The sequence below is a fragment of the Methylophilus sp. YYY-1 genome (assembly GCF_029132825.1).
GTDB classification, from domain to species: domain Bacteria; phylum Pseudomonadota; class Gammaproteobacteria; order Burkholderiales; family Methylophilaceae; genus Methylophilus; species Methylophilus glucosoxydans.
The window spans coordinates 224,053-238,533 of the sequence record NZ_WOVG01000002.1 but is presented as its reverse complement, the minus strand read 5'-3'; the positions used below and the strand labels follow the sequence as shown (position 1 = coordinate 238,533).

The window sequence follows — 14,481 nt, the reverse complement described above, 5'->3', positions numbered from 1 at the left end:
GCCGCTTACTCTTGCTCTGAAATCGTGATCGTGGTGGTGACCGTGTCAGCCTCTGCCACACTGCGTGCGGGGATCGTCCCCAGACGTTTCTTGAGGGTCACCACCGGCAAGCCCAACCGCGCAGCGTACATATGCGCATTGGCCAGCACTTTTTTCACGTAATTGCGCGTCTCGCTAAACGGGATGGTTTCGGCATAAATTGCGCCTTCGAGTGGCGTACTGGCCGCCCAGCGCCGTGCACGGCTCGGGCCGGCATTGTAGGCGGCGGTGGCCATCACCTCCTGGCCATTAAACGTATCCAGCGTGTAGCGCATGTAATAAGTGCCCAGATTCACATTGGTTTCGATGTCATGCAGCATGCCATCATGGTAGCTATTCAAGCCGAGTTTTTTGGCGATCCATTTGGCAGTAGCAGGCATCACCTGCATTAAACCACCTGCGCCCACCGATGACTTGGCGTAGTGCATAAACCGGCTCTCCTGCCGGATAATGCCATAGACCCAGGCTTCATCAATCTCCCGGCTGCGAGAGGCTTTTTGCAGGTAATCGCGGTAGGGCGTGGGGTACCGTAACTCAAAATTATGGGTACGGCTGGTTTTGTCTGCCGCCAGCACCGCCAGGTCAAACCAGCCTTTCAGCATGGCATATTGTGCGGCGACGATACGTCCGGGATCATCCAGCGCTTCCAGCAAGTACATCCACTCCAGCCTGGCCTCGTAGCGTGCCTCGACGTCAAACAAGGCTTCCATGCGTTTGACTGCCGGTTGCCGTGCAAACTGCCGGACTTCGTCGTCAGCGGGTTGATAAGTGGCCGTCGGCTCACCCAGCATTGGCCCCAACTCTTCAGCGGCCAGCCAGCCATAAAAATGCCGCTCCTGCGAGAGTTTAGCCAATAAGGCATTGGCTTCTGCAGGCGTCCCCTTCATCAGCAGCGCACGTGCTTTCCAGTACCGCCAGGCAGCCTCTTCGCCCAAGACCGGCGGCATGTCAGAGATCACTTTCAGCAGCTGGTTCCAGTCCTGCTGACGCAAAGCGGCCCGTGCATACCATTCCCACTGCTCGTTATTGAGCACAGAGGCAGTCACTTTGTTAAAACTTTGCAAGGCTTCCGGCGCGTGTTTACGTGCCGCCTCCAGTGCGATATAAGCCTGAACCAGTTGTTTTTCTTCAGCATCCAGCAAGCCGTTATATTTTTGATAACTGGCCCGCGCGACCTCGATCTCAGCCTTGGCCTGTCTATGGATGATATACATATACAACGCCCGGCCATAAGCGCTACGGTCCTGAATCGTGCCTTTTTTCAGCGCTAACGCCGGGTTTTGCGTGACTTCGTCCAGTTGTTTAAACAGCGCAGCATCTGTTTTGCTGCTACGTTTGGCCATCGCTTTGGCTAGGCCCGGCTTATTGGCAAACAGCGCGTCCCGATACAGGGTCAGTAACAACTTCTCGTCGAGCACGCCCACTTGCTGCAAGGCTTCCAGCATGCCCTGACAATCGGGTGGCAGGTCTTTGCCCGCCAGCAACAGTTTCTTGCCGTCCTCGTACGCATTTGGATCATCCATGGCGATCCCGGCCTGAATCTGGTAACACTGGTTACCCACATCGTTGAGGCTGTAATACATGGGCATTTGCGCACGCATTTCAATAAACTGGTCCCAGAACTGCAATCGGCCCAGCCGTTTCAGCCACAGCTCACGCACCCGCTGCGACAGCAAGGATTCATTGTTTTCCTGCAAAAACGCCTGCACCTGGTTGTAAGAGAGTTGATCCAGCGTGAGGATCATCTGCCAGTATTGCAGATAAGGCAGCAACGGCGAGCGCTTTTGCCTGAGCGTATCAGTAGCTTCGGATAATTGGGCCAGGTTTCTGGTTTGATAGGCCTGTTTGGCCTGTGCATAGACCTCGGCGTCGCCAGCGAATGCAGCGGTCGCCACAATGAACAGCGCAGCAGCCAGTGCCACGAAAAAGGGGAATCTAGTCTTCATGCATTAACGATCACGTGATGGCGTGATCAATTTCAAATTCTGGCCAATCGACTGAGGAAAAAGAACAACAGCAACAACAGGATGACCACAAACCCACCGCGCCAGACTGCCTTGAGCCAGCGCCAGTAGCGTGGCTGCCCGGTCTGCCAGCTTAGCAAGCCCAGGATCAGGGTGCTCAACACCAGCACGGCAAACAAGATTCGTATCCACCACATTGTAATCTGCCTGGACGCGGTTTACGCCGGTAACAGCGGCGCCGGACTAAAATAGTCGCGTTGTTTGACAAAGCCAACCGGGGCATGGGCGTCGTTATCAAACGTACAGTATTCCCAGGCGCTTTCATCGGCCAGCAGGGCGCGCAGTAACTGGTTATTCAAGGCATGCCCAGATTTGAACGCAGTAAACTGTCCGATAATCGGATAGCCCAGAATATACAAATCGCCAATCGCATCGAGGACTTTGTGCTTGGCGAATTCGTCTTCATAACGCAAGCCACCGCCGTTGAGGACTTTGTATTCATCCAGCACAATCGCGTTGTCAAGGCTGCCGCCTTTGGCGAGCCCATTGGCCCGCAGGTATTCGACCTCATGCATAAAGCCGAATGTGCGTGCACGGCTGATCTCGTCCACATAGCTCTGGCTGTCGTAATCAATGGTGACCGTTTTGCCAGAAAACTCGAACACGGGATGTGCAAAATCAATGGTAAATTCGGCTTTAAAGCCATGGTGCGGCGTAAATTTTGCCCATTTATCGCCTTCGCTTACTTCTACCGGCTTGAGGATACGCACGAATTTTTTCGGTGCCTCCAACTCAGCCAGTCCGGCCGTTTGCAACAGATAGATAAACGGTCCCGAGCTGCCATCCATGATGGGCACCTCGGCGGCCGTCAGTTCTATCAATACATTGTCTACCCCCAAACCGGCGAGGGCAGACATTAAATGCTCCACGGTAGCCACGCGCGCACCTGAAAACTCTAGGGCGGAGCTCAGGCGAGTGTCATTCACTGCCGTCGGGGCGACCCGCATGGCAGGCGCATCGGGCAAATCGATGCGCTGGAACACCACTCCGTGATCGGCGGGCGCAGGCTTGAGCGTCAGCGTGACTTTTTCACCGCTGTGCAGCCCAACGCCAGTGGCGCTGATCGATTGTTTAAGCGTGCGTTGCTTTAACATGGTTTTCTCTACTGTTAATGATTGGCGACATTATAAGCCAATCGCTGTACTCACTCATGATTCATCTGGCCTTCCCTGTGTTGCACTCGGTTCCGCCAGGCGCATCATTAGTCAGCCTGCTTGCGCAAAAATGCCGGAATATCGTATTCCTCAATCCCGGAGTTCTTCATGGCTTCGACCTGCGCACGACGGCTGTTGCTGGTGAATACGGCTGGCTCGTCTTCTTCAACCGTGTTGAAGATCGGCTGGTTAGTCGTACCATCACGCAGGGTCGTCATCACTTTGAGCTCAGGTTTGGCCTGGCGTTTGCCCACGGAACCGTTCAAGCCGGTGGCCACCATGGTCACACGCAGGTTATCGCCCATGCTTTCATCCATCACGTTACCGACGATCACGGTCGCATCTTCTGCCGTGAACTCCTTGATCGTGTTCATCACGTCATAGTATTCACGCATCTTGAAGCTGCCGCTGGCACTGATGTTCACCAGTACGCCACGCGCATTGGCCAGATTCACGTCTTCCAGCAATGGGCTGGCAACCGCTTGTTCTGCCGCAATCCGTGCACGGTTAGGTCCGCTGGCTTCTGCAGAGCCCATCATCGCCATGCCCATTTCAGACATCACGGTGCGTACGTCAGCAAAGTCCACGTTCACCAGGCCTGGGCAGTTGATGATTTCAGCGATGCCAGACACGGCATTGTGCAGGACATCATTGGCTGCACGATAAGCTTCTACCACGGTCACGTCTTCACCCAGCACGTCCATCAGCTTTTCGTTAGGGATAACGATAAGAGAGTCTACGTATTGGGAAAGTTCTTCCAGACCTTCCTGTGCAACTTTGGCACGTTTGCCTTCAAAGGCAAACGGCTTGGTCACCACGGCCACGGTCAGGATGCCCATTTCACGCGCCACTTCTGCAATGATAGGTGCAGCCCCAGTACCAGTCCCGCCACCCATGCCTGCGGTAATAAACAGCATGTCTGCACCATCAATGGTTTCAGCGATACTGTCGCGGTCTTCCAGCGCGGCTTCGCGACCGATTTCCGGTTTGGCACCAGCGCCCAGGCCTTTGGTAATGTCAGAACCAATTTGCAGCACGACTTTGGCATGGCTCTTTTTCAAGGCCTGCATATCCGTGTTGGCGCAAATAAACTCAACGCCTGTCACGCTCTTGGTCATCATGTGCTCTACGGCGTTTCCACCGCAACCACCGACCCCAATCACCTTGATCACGGCGCCATCATTCTCTTTGTCAAAAATCTCAATCATACTCACCCTCCATTGCCTATTATTTGAGTGCTTGGTTTGCCCCGCACACTCGCCCTAAAACACATTAAAAAAACAACAAAAACCTAAAAGTTGCCGGTAAACCAGCGCTTCATTCGTTCAAACAATCTGCCAAATGACCCGGATTGCAGATCGCCTACCATTTGTTTCTCCACCTGCTGTTTGGCCATCAGCAACAAGCCGATGCCAGTGGCATAGCGTGGATTGCCCACCACTTCTGACAAGCCCTCCACATAGCGCGGCACACCCAAACGCACCGGCGTATGGAAAATCTCTTCGCCCAGCTCGACCATGCCGCGCATTTGTGCCGCGCCACCGGTAATGACGATGCCGGAAGCAATCATGGATTCCATGCCACTGCGGCGCAGCTCTTGCTGCACAAACTCGTAAATCTCTTCGACGCGGTCCTCAATCACCTCGGTCAGCGCCTGGCAGGACAACTGGCGTGGCTCACGGCCATCCACCGCAGGTACTTCCACCACTTCGCGTGGGTCTGCCAGCTGACGCAAAGCACAGCCATGCTTGACCTTGATTTCTTCTGCCGACTGCGTTGGTGTGCGCAAGGCCACCGCAATGTCATTGGTGATCTGGTCACCGGCAATCGGGATCACTGCGGTATGGCGGATCGCGCCATTCTTGAACACTGCCAGGTCTGTGGTGCCGCCACCGATATCCACCAAGCAGACACCCAATTCCTTTTCATCATCAGTCAGCACCGACTCACTGGAAGCCAATGGCTGCAGAATCAGGTCACTGACTTCCAGCCCGCAGCGCTTGATACATTTGACGATGTTCTGCGCCGCAGCAATGGCACCGGTCACGATATGCACACGCACTTCGAGGCGGATGCCACTCATGCCCAGCGGCTCGCGTACGTCTTCCTGGCCATCGATAATGAATTCCTGGGTCAGGATATGCAGAATCTGCTGGTCGGCCGGTAGCGCAATCGCACGCGCTGTTTCCACTACGCGGTCTATATCCATCTGCGAGACTTCGCTCTCCTTGATTTTCACCATGCCATGCGAGTTCAGGCTCTTGACGTGGCTGCCTGCAATGCCGGAATACACGGTATTGATCTTGCAATCCGCCATCAACTCCACTTCTTCAATCGCGCGTTGAATCGCCTGCATGGTGGAGTCAATATTCACCACCACGCCTTTTTTCAAGCCACGGGAAGCATGCTGCCCGACCCCGATCACTTTCAGGGTGCCTTCCGGCAAAATCTCTGCCGCAATCGCAACAATCTTCGAGGTGCCGATATCCAGCCCCACGATCAAATTTTTATCTTCTCTGACTCTACTCATGTGTTTTCCTTGACCTTCTTTCTGGCAATGTGCCGCCTACGCCCCAGGCCGTGGCATGCGCAAGGCAAAGCCATTCGGGTAGCGTAAATCGGCATAACGCCAGTCGCTCTCTGCAATACTTGCTTGCTGACGGTAAGCCGTCACAAACTGTTGCAATCTTTGTTTCGCGGCTTCTCGCCCCAGCATCATCTGGCGGCCATCCGCTGTTTTAATTTCCCAGGCACGGCGCGAGGACAGGCTCAGTTGCTGTATCTGTAGCGGTGTGCCTGCCAGCATTTGTGCAAAACTGGCATAGCCTTGCGCCACTTCTTTCACGGCATCGCCGGGCCCATAAAAGGTGGGCAATTGCTCATCTGAGGCGGCCTGAAACAGTTCGCCATGCTTGTTAACCAGTGCCACGCCGCCCCAACGGCCCAGGGCCTGATGCTCTTCAATCTGTACCACAATGGTGTCTGGCCACTGGCGACGGACGGCCACCTTGCGCGCCCAGGGCAGTTTTTCAAAAGCGGTACGCGTGCGTTGCAGATCCAGCGTATAAAAATTGCCCTTCAGGTATTTGCGCACAATCAGCTGGATCTGCTCATGGTTCACATGGTCGAGGTTGCCCTCCACCTGTACTTGCTTGACCGGGAAGATGGGCAAATGCAACACCACAAACAACAAGGCGTACAACAACATCACCACTGCCAGTGAAAACAGCAGGTTGGCGATCCAGTTCAGCAATGTTGGTCTATCCCACATCGTCTCAGTCGTCCTCGTTACGCGTCACGCAAGGTTTGTTGCAAAATACGGATCACCAAGGCATCAAAATCCATGCCGGCCGCTTTTGCTGCCATCGGCACCAGGCTGTGATCGGTCATGCCCGGGCTGGTATTCACCTCCAGAAAATAGTGTTTACCGGCCTCATCCATCAAAAAGTCCACCCGTCCCCAGCCTTTGCAGCCCAGCACCTTGAAAGCCTGCAAGGCTTCGGCCTGAATCTGTTGCTCCTGCTCGGCAGACAAGCCACAAGGGCAGCGGTACTCGGTGTCGTCGCGCAAATACTTGGCTTCGTAATCGTAATATTCGTTTTGGGGCACAATGCGCACGACAGGCAGTGCGGTCTCGCCCAGAATGCCCACGGTATATTCACCGCCACCGACAAACTGTTCGGCAATCACCAGCGGGTCTGATTGTTTGGCCAATGCATAGGCTGCCTGCACCTCCCCCGCCTGCTTGACCTTGCTGACACCGATGCTGGAACCTTCATTGGCCGGTTTCACAAACAGCGGCAAACCCAGTGCCGTCACGACATTTTCAACATGGGTACGGTCATCCATGAGCACATAGTTAGGCGTAGTCACACCCGCAGCCGTCCACAACAACTTGGTGCGCCACTTATCCATGCCCAGTGCCGACGCCATGACGCCGCTGCCGGTATAAGGGATGCCCATTAACTCCAGCGCGCCCTGTATGGTGCCGTCTTCACCAAAGCGGCCATGCAAGGCAATAAAGGCACGGTCAAACTGCTTGAGCGCCGACAAATCCTGGCTGGCCGGATCAAAGGCATGCACATCCACGCCCTGGCGCTGCAAGGCCGCCAGCACCGCCGAGCCACTTTTGAGCGACACTTCACGCTCGCCGGAACGACCGCCGAACAACACGGCCACTTTGCCAAATTGAGACTGACTTGTACTCATGCTTGTAAAACACCTTCCCCAATTACTTTTACTTCTTGCACCAATGCCACGCCCTGTTTGGCGCGCACGGTGGTTTTCACGTGCTCAATCAGGGCTTCAATATCCGCCGCGCTGGCCTGCCCCAGATTCACAATAAAGTTGGCATGCTTTTCAGAGACCTGCGCGCCACCGATGGTGGCGCCCTTCAACCCTGAAGCTTCAATCAGCCGCGCAGCAAAATCGCCTTCAGGATTTCTAAAGGTAGACCCTGCACTCGGCATATTCAGTGGCTGACTGGCCAAGCGCTTGGCCAGCAACTGCTTGATCTGTTCAGCAGACGCCTTGCCATCGCCAGCAGGGACGGCAAACCAGCCGCCCAAAAACCACTCATCTGCCGCCGGATGCGCCACATGACGATAGCTGGGCTGGTATTCAGCTTTTGCTCGGGTTTGCACGATGCCAGCACGGTTAATCGTTTTTACCTGATCCACCCATTGCCAGGTTTCCCCCCCGTAACAACCAGCATTCATCGCCAGTGCACCGCCGACGGTGCCCGGAATGCCAGCCATAAACTCGGCCCCAACGCGGTCCTGGCTGGCCGCAAAGCGCGCCAGCTTGGCACAGGTCACGCCAGCATCCGCATAAATACGCTCACCGTGCATCTCCAGCGCTTGCAGCGCCTGATGCATGACCACCACTGTGCCGCGCACCCCGCCATCCCTTACCAGCAGGTTGCTACCCAGGCCAATAAAAGTCAGCGGCTCACTGGCCGATAACTGCTGCAAAAACTGCTGCAAGGCTTCTACGCTGTCAGCCAGCACCAGGCGATCCGCCGGGCCGCCGACACGCCAGCTGGTATAGCGGGCCAAAGGCTCGTTCTTGAGCACTTGCAAGCCTGAGGTTTTCACACGTGTGGCACTCATACGCTAGCCAGCTCCCGTGTTTTGGCCGCCACGCTACCGATATTGCCAGCGCCCATCACTACCACCACATCGCCAGGCAACACACTCTCAAGAATGGCTGCCGGCAGTTCTTCGGTGGTTTCCACAAAGCGAGGCTCCACCTTGCCGTTGACGCGGATGGCGCGGATCAGGCTGCGCGTATCCGCCGCCACAATCGGTGATTCGCCCGCCGAATACACTTCGGTCAACAGCAAGGCATCCACGGTCGACAGTACTTTTACAAAATCTTCAAAACAGTCGCGGGTGCGGGTATAGCGGTGCGGCTGGAAGGCCAGTACCAGACGGCGACCCGGGAAGGCGCCGCGCGCGGCTGCAATCACCGCCTGCATTTCAATCGGGTGATGTCCGTAGTCATCCACCAGCGTGAAGTGTCCACCGGCAGGCTCGCCTTGACTGGTCGGGATTTCACCATAACGCTCAAAGCGACGGCCCACCCCGCGGAACTCAGCCAGCGCCTTGAGGATGGCGGCATCCGGCACATTCAACTCGGTAGCAATCGCAATTGCCGCCAGCGCATTCAGCACATAGTGGTGGCCGGGCAGGTTCAAAGTCACTTCATTACGCACGGTCACGCCGTTTTTACGCACCAGGGTGAAATGCATCTTGCCGTTGTCGGCAACAATATTTTCCGCGCGAATCGCGGCCTCTTCGTGCGTGCCATAGGTGGTCACCGGCCGGGTGACGCGCGGCAGGATTTCACGCACATTGGCGTCATCGATGCACAACACAGCCATGCCCCAGAATGGAATCTGCTGTAAGAACTCGACAAACGCGGTTTTGAGTTTGTCAAAACTGTGCTCGTAAGTGTCCATGTGGTCCTGGTCGATATTGGTCACCACCGCCATGATCGGCGTCAGGTGTAAGAACGACGCATCAGACTCATCGGCCTCTACCACGATCAATTCACCGGTACCCAAGCGCGCATTGGCGCTGGCCGCTTCCAGCTTGCCGCCAATGACAAAGGTCGGGTCCATGTCGGCCTCTGCCAGAATGCTGGCAATCAGGCTGGTAGTGGTGGTTTTGCCATGCGTGCCTGCCACGGCGATGCCTTGCTTGAAGCGCATGAGTTCGGCCAACATGACCGCACGCGGAATCACGGGCACTTTGCGCGCGCGCGCGGCGATGATTTCCGGGTTTTCTTCATTGATCGCACTGGATACCACCACCACATCCGCATTGCCCAGGTGCTCGGTGGCATGCCCCTGAAACACAGTGGCGCCAAAGCCTTGCAAGCGTCTGGTGGTGGCATTGCTGGCCAGGTCTGACCCGCTGACTTCAAAGCCCAGGTTCAGCAGCACTTCGGCAATGCCGCTCATGCCCGAGCCGCCGATGCCGATAAAATGAATTTTTTTGACTTTATGTTTCATAGTGCTTTAAGTTTTCCGTTGTTCTCGGCCAGTTGCTGGCAAACCGCTGCCACCTGGCGCGTGGCCTGTGGCCTGGCAAGTGCGCGCGCTTTTTGCGCCATCGCCAGGCAAGTGGCTCTATCCAGTGTTTGCAACAAGGCGGCCAATGACCCAATATCCAGGTCACGCTGTTGAATCAGCTGCGCCGCACCTGCTTGTGCCAAATACGCGGCATTGGTGGTCTGGTGATCATCCACCGCAAACGGGAATGGCACCAGAATGCTGGCAGCGCCCACATTAGCCAACTCCGCCACGGTCAAGGCTCCAGCCCGGCAAATGACCAGATCCTCCCAGGCATACACTTCTGCCATGTCATGGATAAAGGCGCGGCAATCAGCCGCCACACCTGCCTCGGCATAGGCTTTTTTCAAAGCCTCAATCTGTTTTTCACCAGATTGATGAATGATCTGTGGCCGCGCATTGGGCGGCAACTGCGCAAAAGCCTGTGGCAACAAGGTGTTCAATGCCACCGCGCCCAAACTGCCGCCTACTACCAGGACCCGCAACACGCCGTGATGATCGGCAAAGCGCTGTTCTGGCGTAGGCAAGGTGGTAATGCCTTCACGTACCGGATTACCGACCATTTCCCCTTTGGCCCCCAACGCATTGGGGAAGCCGGTCAATACCCGATTTGCCAGCTTGGCCAGCACTTTATTGGTCAAACCCGCCACCGAGTTTTGCTCATGAATCACCAGCGGCACGCCAGCCAGCTTGGCCATGACGCCGCCTGGAAAAGCGGCAAAGCCGCCCATGCCCAACACGACATCGGGCTGATGTTGCTCAATCGCTTGCCTGGCTTGGGCAAATGCACGCAGCAGCTTGACTGGCAAGGTCAACCAGCCCATCACTCCTTTACCACGCACGCCTTGCATGGTCATCATGGCTTTTTCATAGGGTTTATCTGCAATCAGGCGGTTTTCCATACCCCCCTCGGTGGCCAGCCAGACAATTTGCCAACCTTGTGCATGCAAGGCATCGGCCACGGCCATCGCAGGATACACATGGCCGCCAGTGCCGCCCGCCATCACCAGTAATATGTATGCTCGGGTCATGACTGCAAACCTTTCTGCAGACGTCTGTTCTCGAAGTCAATGCGCAGCAACACCGACAAAGCGATGCAATTGGCCAAAATGCCGCTACCACCGTAAGACAAAAGTGGCAAAGTCAGGCCTTTGGTTGGCAACAGGCCCATGTTCACGCCCATATTGATAAAACCCTGCACCCCCATCCAGACGCCGATGCCTTGTGCCAGCAAGGCCGAGTAATAACGCTCATTGGCAACGGCTTCTTTGGCAATGCTAAAGGCGCGGATCACCAGCCAGGCAAACAGCAAGACCACGACCAGCACACCCACATAGCCCAGCTCTTCCGCCACCACGGCCAGTAAAAAGTCAGTATGTGCCTCTGGCAGGTAGAGCAATTTTTCCACACTGCCGCCCAGACCCACGCCCCAAAACTCACCGCGACCAAACGCGATCAGGGCATGCGATAACTGATAACCGGTATCAAATGGATCATCAAACGGATTCAAAAAGCCTTTCATGCGCTCCAGACGATAGGGTTCCATCACCACCAGACCAATCACCGCCAATGGCAAGGCGCCCAGCATGGCCAGAAACACCTTGAGATTGACGCCGCCCAGCCACATGATGGAAAACGCAATCGAGGCCGTGACAGCAAACGCGCCAAAATCGGGCTCTTTCAACAGCAGCACGCCGACAAACACCATCACACCCAGCATGGGTAAAAAGCCTTTTTTAAAGCTGTGCATGCTGCTGGCCTTACGCACGGCATAGTCCGAGGCGTACATGGCAATAAACAGCTTCATAAGTTCTGAAGGCTGCAGATTCATGATCAACAGGGAAATCCAGCGGCGGCTGCCATTGACCACTTTGCCGATGCCGGGGATCAACACCAGAATCAGCAGCACAATGCCGGCAATAAACAGGTAGGGCGACATCTTTTGCCACCAGGCCATGGGCACTTGAAAAACCACGATGGCCGCCCCCAAGCCGACAGAAATATACAAAGCCTGACGCACCAGGAAGTAAGTGCTGTTATGGCCAAACATCTTGCTTGAGTCTGCGTAGGCGATGGAGGCCGAATACACCATGACCATGCCAAACGCCAGCAGTGACAGCACCACCCACACCAGCGACTGATCATAGCTGGGCGAGTTATAGCGCTCACGCGACATCATCAACGGCCCAAGCATGCGGCCTCCATGGCTTTCACAGCCTCGACAAATACCTGTGCGCGGTGTTCGTAGTTGCGGAACATATCAAAACTGGCGCAGGCAGGGGACAGCAAGACCGCATCGCCCGCCTCAGCCAGTGTTTTGGCAATATGCACTGCCGCGGTTAGATCAACGGCATCGACCACAGGTAATTGCAAGTGCTGCAAAACCTGTTGAATTTTGGGACCATCACGGCCGATCAACACCACAGCACGCGCATGGTGCAACACGGCATCACGCAAGGGATTAAAGTCCTGGCCCTTGCCGTCGCCGCCCGCAATCAGCACCACTTTTTGTGGTTTGCCCTGTTTGAGCATGCCGCTGATGGCAGCGCAGGTCGCGCCGACATTGGTGCCTTTGGAGTCATCGTAAAAGTCGACATCCTCAATGTTGGCCACCCACTCCACGCGGTGAGGCAAGCCGGCAAACGACTGCACGGTATGCAGGATGGAAACTTTGTCTATGCCGATGGCCTGTGCCAGCGCAATGGCAGCCAGGGCATTGGCAATATTATGTTTGCCGCGGATCTGCAGGGTATCGGCTTCAATATAGTGGCGATTACCCGCGCAAAGCCAGCCTGCGTCATTGAGGCCATAATCATTGATGCTAGGGGCCGGGTTAACGCCGAATGAAATCTGCGGTAAGGCACCGGCCAATGCCATGCTGGCAGGATCATCTCGGTTTACTACGGCAATACGGGCATGCTGGTAGATACGGGCCTTGGCCTGCGCATAATCGGCCATGCTGTCGTATCTATCCATATGGTCCTCGGACAGATTGAGCACCGTGGCAACATCAACCTCCAGGCTGTGCGTGGTTTCCAGCTGAAAACTGGACAGCTCCAGCACATAAACGTCTGGCGCAGGCATGTGCAATGTATCCAGCACGGGCAAACCGATATTGCCAGCCACAATGGTATTGAGACCGGCCTGTTTGCAGATTTCGCCCACCAGCGAGGTCACGGTGGTTTTGCCGTTGGAGCCAGTGATGGCAATCACCTTGGCATAAGGCGCACGGAAGCGCGCAAACAGCTCGACATCACCAACCACGGCCTTGCCTTGTGCGATCAGATCGGCCAATACAGGCTCTTTCAGTGCCACACCCGGGCTGGCCACAATCAAATCCATCGCCGCCAGCAAGCTGCTATTGAAAGGTCCAAGATGGTATTCCACCTCGGGAAATTCCTCTTGCAGGCGATCCAGGCCTGACGGATGCGGGCGTGAGTCAAACATCACCACTTCTGCGCCCATACCACGCAGCCAGCGCAACGCCGAGAAGCCGGTATCACCCAGTCCCAGGACAGCAATGCGTTGGTGTTCGAAGTGTTTTTTCATGTGTTTGCCTGACAATGACGTTTTCGTCTTATCTCAATTTCAGGGTGGATAATCCCACCAGCACCAGCATCATGGTAATGATCCAGAAACGCACGACGACCTGTGTCTCTTTCCAGCCCTTTTGTTCGTAGTGGTGATGCAAAGGCGCCATCAAAAAGATGCGTTTGCCGGTCCCAGTCATTTTTTTGGTGTATTTGAAATACAGCACTTGTGCGGCAACCGAGAAAGTCTCAATCACGAACACGCCGCCCATGATGAACAGCACGATTTCCTGACGTACAATCACGGCGACCACGCCCAGGGCTGCGCCCAGCGCCAATGCGCCGACATCACCCATGAACACTTCAGCCGGATAAGCGTTAAACCACAAAAAGCCCAAGCCCGCACCAGCCATTGCCGCGCAGAACACCATCAACTCGCTGGCGCCAGCCACATAGGGAATCCCCAGGTATTTTGAAAACACGGCATGCCCGGCAACATACGAGAAAATCGCCAGCGCACTACCCACCATCACAGTAGGCAAGGTCGCCAGACCATCGAGACCGTCGGTCAGGTTGACGGCATTGCTGCTACCGACAATCACCAGGTAGGTCAGCACAATAAAACCGGTGGCACTCAGCGGAAACACCAGGTGCTTGAAGAAAGGCACAATCAGTGTGGTTTCTACAGGGGTGCTGGAGGTCGCGTACAGAAAGCCTGCCACGCCAAAACCGATCAGGCTTTGCCAGAAATATTTTTCTTTGGCAGACAGGCCCTTGGGATTTTTAAAGACCACTTTGCGGTAGTCATCGACCCAGCCAACCGCACCAAAACCCAAGGTAGTGATCAACACCACCCAGATAAAGCGGTTATGCAAATTGCCCCAGAGCAAGGTAGACACGGCGATGGCGACCAGAATCAATGCGCCGCCCATGGTCGGGGTGCCGGCTTTGACCAGATGGGTTTGTGGACCATCATCACGCACCGCCTGACCGACTTTGTATTCGGTCAGCTTGCGTATCATGGCCGGGCCGACCAGAAATGAAATCGCCAAGGCCGTCAGTGTCGCCAGCACCGCCCTGAAGGTAATGTAGTTGAATACATGAAACCCATGCACATCCGAAGCCAGCCATTTTGTTAGTTCTAGTAACATACTTTT

General features: G+C 55.5%; 13 protein-coding genes. All 13 read right to left on the bottom strand.

Translation table 11 applies throughout. The annotated features are described in order from the left end of the window. Positions 1-5: 5 nt before the first annotated feature. The gene (locus tag GOC95_RS07765; RefSeq protein ID WP_275356564.1) at positions 6-1,985 is read right to left on the bottom strand and encodes a transglycosylase SLT domain-containing protein; all 1,980 of its coding nucleotides are present in this window, start codon (positions 1,983-1,985) and stop codon (positions 6-8) included. A 32-nt stretch (positions 1,986-2,017) separates the two neighbouring features. Further along, positions 2,018-2,200 carry a hypothetical protein gene (locus GOC95_RS07760; RefSeq protein WP_194749199.1) on the bottom strand — a complete coding sequence of 61 codons (183 nt, stop codon included), beginning with the start codon at positions 2,198-2,200 and terminating at the stop codon, positions 2,018-2,020. A gap of 21 nt (positions 2,201-2,221) precedes the next feature. Further along, complete coding sequence (gene lpxC, locus GOC95_RS07755; RefSeq protein ID WP_275356563.1) at positions 2,222-3,157, bottom strand: UDP-3-O-acyl-N-acetylglucosamine deacetylase; 936 nt, start codon at positions 3,155-3,157, stop codon at positions 2,222-2,224. A gap of 107 nt (positions 3,158-3,264) precedes the next feature. Then, on the bottom strand, positions 3,265-4,425 hold the full coding sequence (gene ftsZ, locus GOC95_RS07750; protein ID WP_194749197.1) for a cell division protein FtsZ: 1,161 nt from the start codon (positions 4,423-4,425) through the stop codon (positions 3,265-3,267). A gap of 83 nt (positions 4,426-4,508) precedes the next feature. Then, the gene (gene ftsA, locus GOC95_RS07745) at positions 4,509-5,747 is read right to left on the bottom strand and encodes a cell division protein FtsA (protein ID WP_194749196.1); all 1,239 of its coding nucleotides are present in this window, start codon (positions 5,745-5,747) and stop codon (positions 4,509-4,511) included. A 36-nt stretch (positions 5,748-5,783) separates the two neighbouring features. Continuing rightward, entirely contained in the window at positions 5,784-6,488 is a 705-nt protein-coding gene (locus tag GOC95_RS07740; RefSeq protein ID WP_275356562.1) for a cell division protein FtsQ/DivIB, read from the bottom strand. A gap of 17 nt (positions 6,489-6,505) precedes the next feature. After that, positions 6,506-7,426 (bottom strand): D-alanine--D-alanine ligase, encoded by a 921-nt coding sequence (locus GOC95_RS07735; protein ID WP_275356561.1) that lies wholly within the window; start codon positions 7,424-7,426, stop codon positions 6,506-6,508. After that, complete coding sequence (gene murB / locus GOC95_RS07730) at positions 7,423-8,328, bottom strand: UDP-N-acetylmuramate dehydrogenase (RefSeq protein WP_275356560.1); 906 nt, start codon at positions 8,326-8,328, stop codon at positions 7,423-7,425. Before murB ends, GOC95_RS07735 begins: the two co-directional genes overlap by 4 nt. After that, on the bottom strand, positions 8,325-9,734 hold the full coding sequence (murC, locus tag GOC95_RS07725; RefSeq protein ID WP_275356559.1) for a UDP-N-acetylmuramate--L-alanine ligase: 1,410 nt from the start codon (positions 9,732-9,734) through the stop codon (positions 8,325-8,327). Before murC ends, murB begins: the two co-directional genes overlap by 4 nt. Next, complete coding sequence (gene murG / locus GOC95_RS07720) at positions 9,731-10,825, bottom strand: undecaprenyldiphospho-muramoylpentapeptide beta-N-acetylglucosaminyltransferase (RefSeq protein ID WP_275356558.1); 1,095 nt, start codon at positions 10,823-10,825, stop codon at positions 9,731-9,733. The genes murC and murG overlap by 4 nt, the downstream gene beginning before the upstream one ends. After that, complete coding sequence (gene ftsW / locus GOC95_RS07715; protein ID WP_228518902.1) at positions 10,822-11,988, bottom strand: putative lipid II flippase FtsW; 1,167 nt, start codon at positions 11,986-11,988, stop codon at positions 10,822-10,824. The genes murG and ftsW overlap by 4 nt, the downstream gene beginning before the upstream one ends. Continuing rightward, positions 11,973-13,343 (bottom strand): UDP-N-acetylmuramoyl-L-alanine--D-glutamate ligase, encoded by a 1,371-nt coding sequence (murD, locus tag GOC95_RS07710; protein ID WP_275356557.1) that lies wholly within the window; start codon positions 13,341-13,343, stop codon positions 11,973-11,975. The genes ftsW and murD overlap by 16 nt, the downstream gene beginning before the upstream one ends. Before the next feature lie 28 nt (positions 13,344-13,371). After that, entirely contained in the window at positions 13,372-14,475 is a 1,104-nt protein-coding gene (gene mraY / locus GOC95_RS07705; RefSeq protein ID WP_194749189.1) for a phospho-N-acetylmuramoyl-pentapeptide-transferase, read from the bottom strand. Positions 14,476-14,481: the final 6 nt, after the last annotated feature.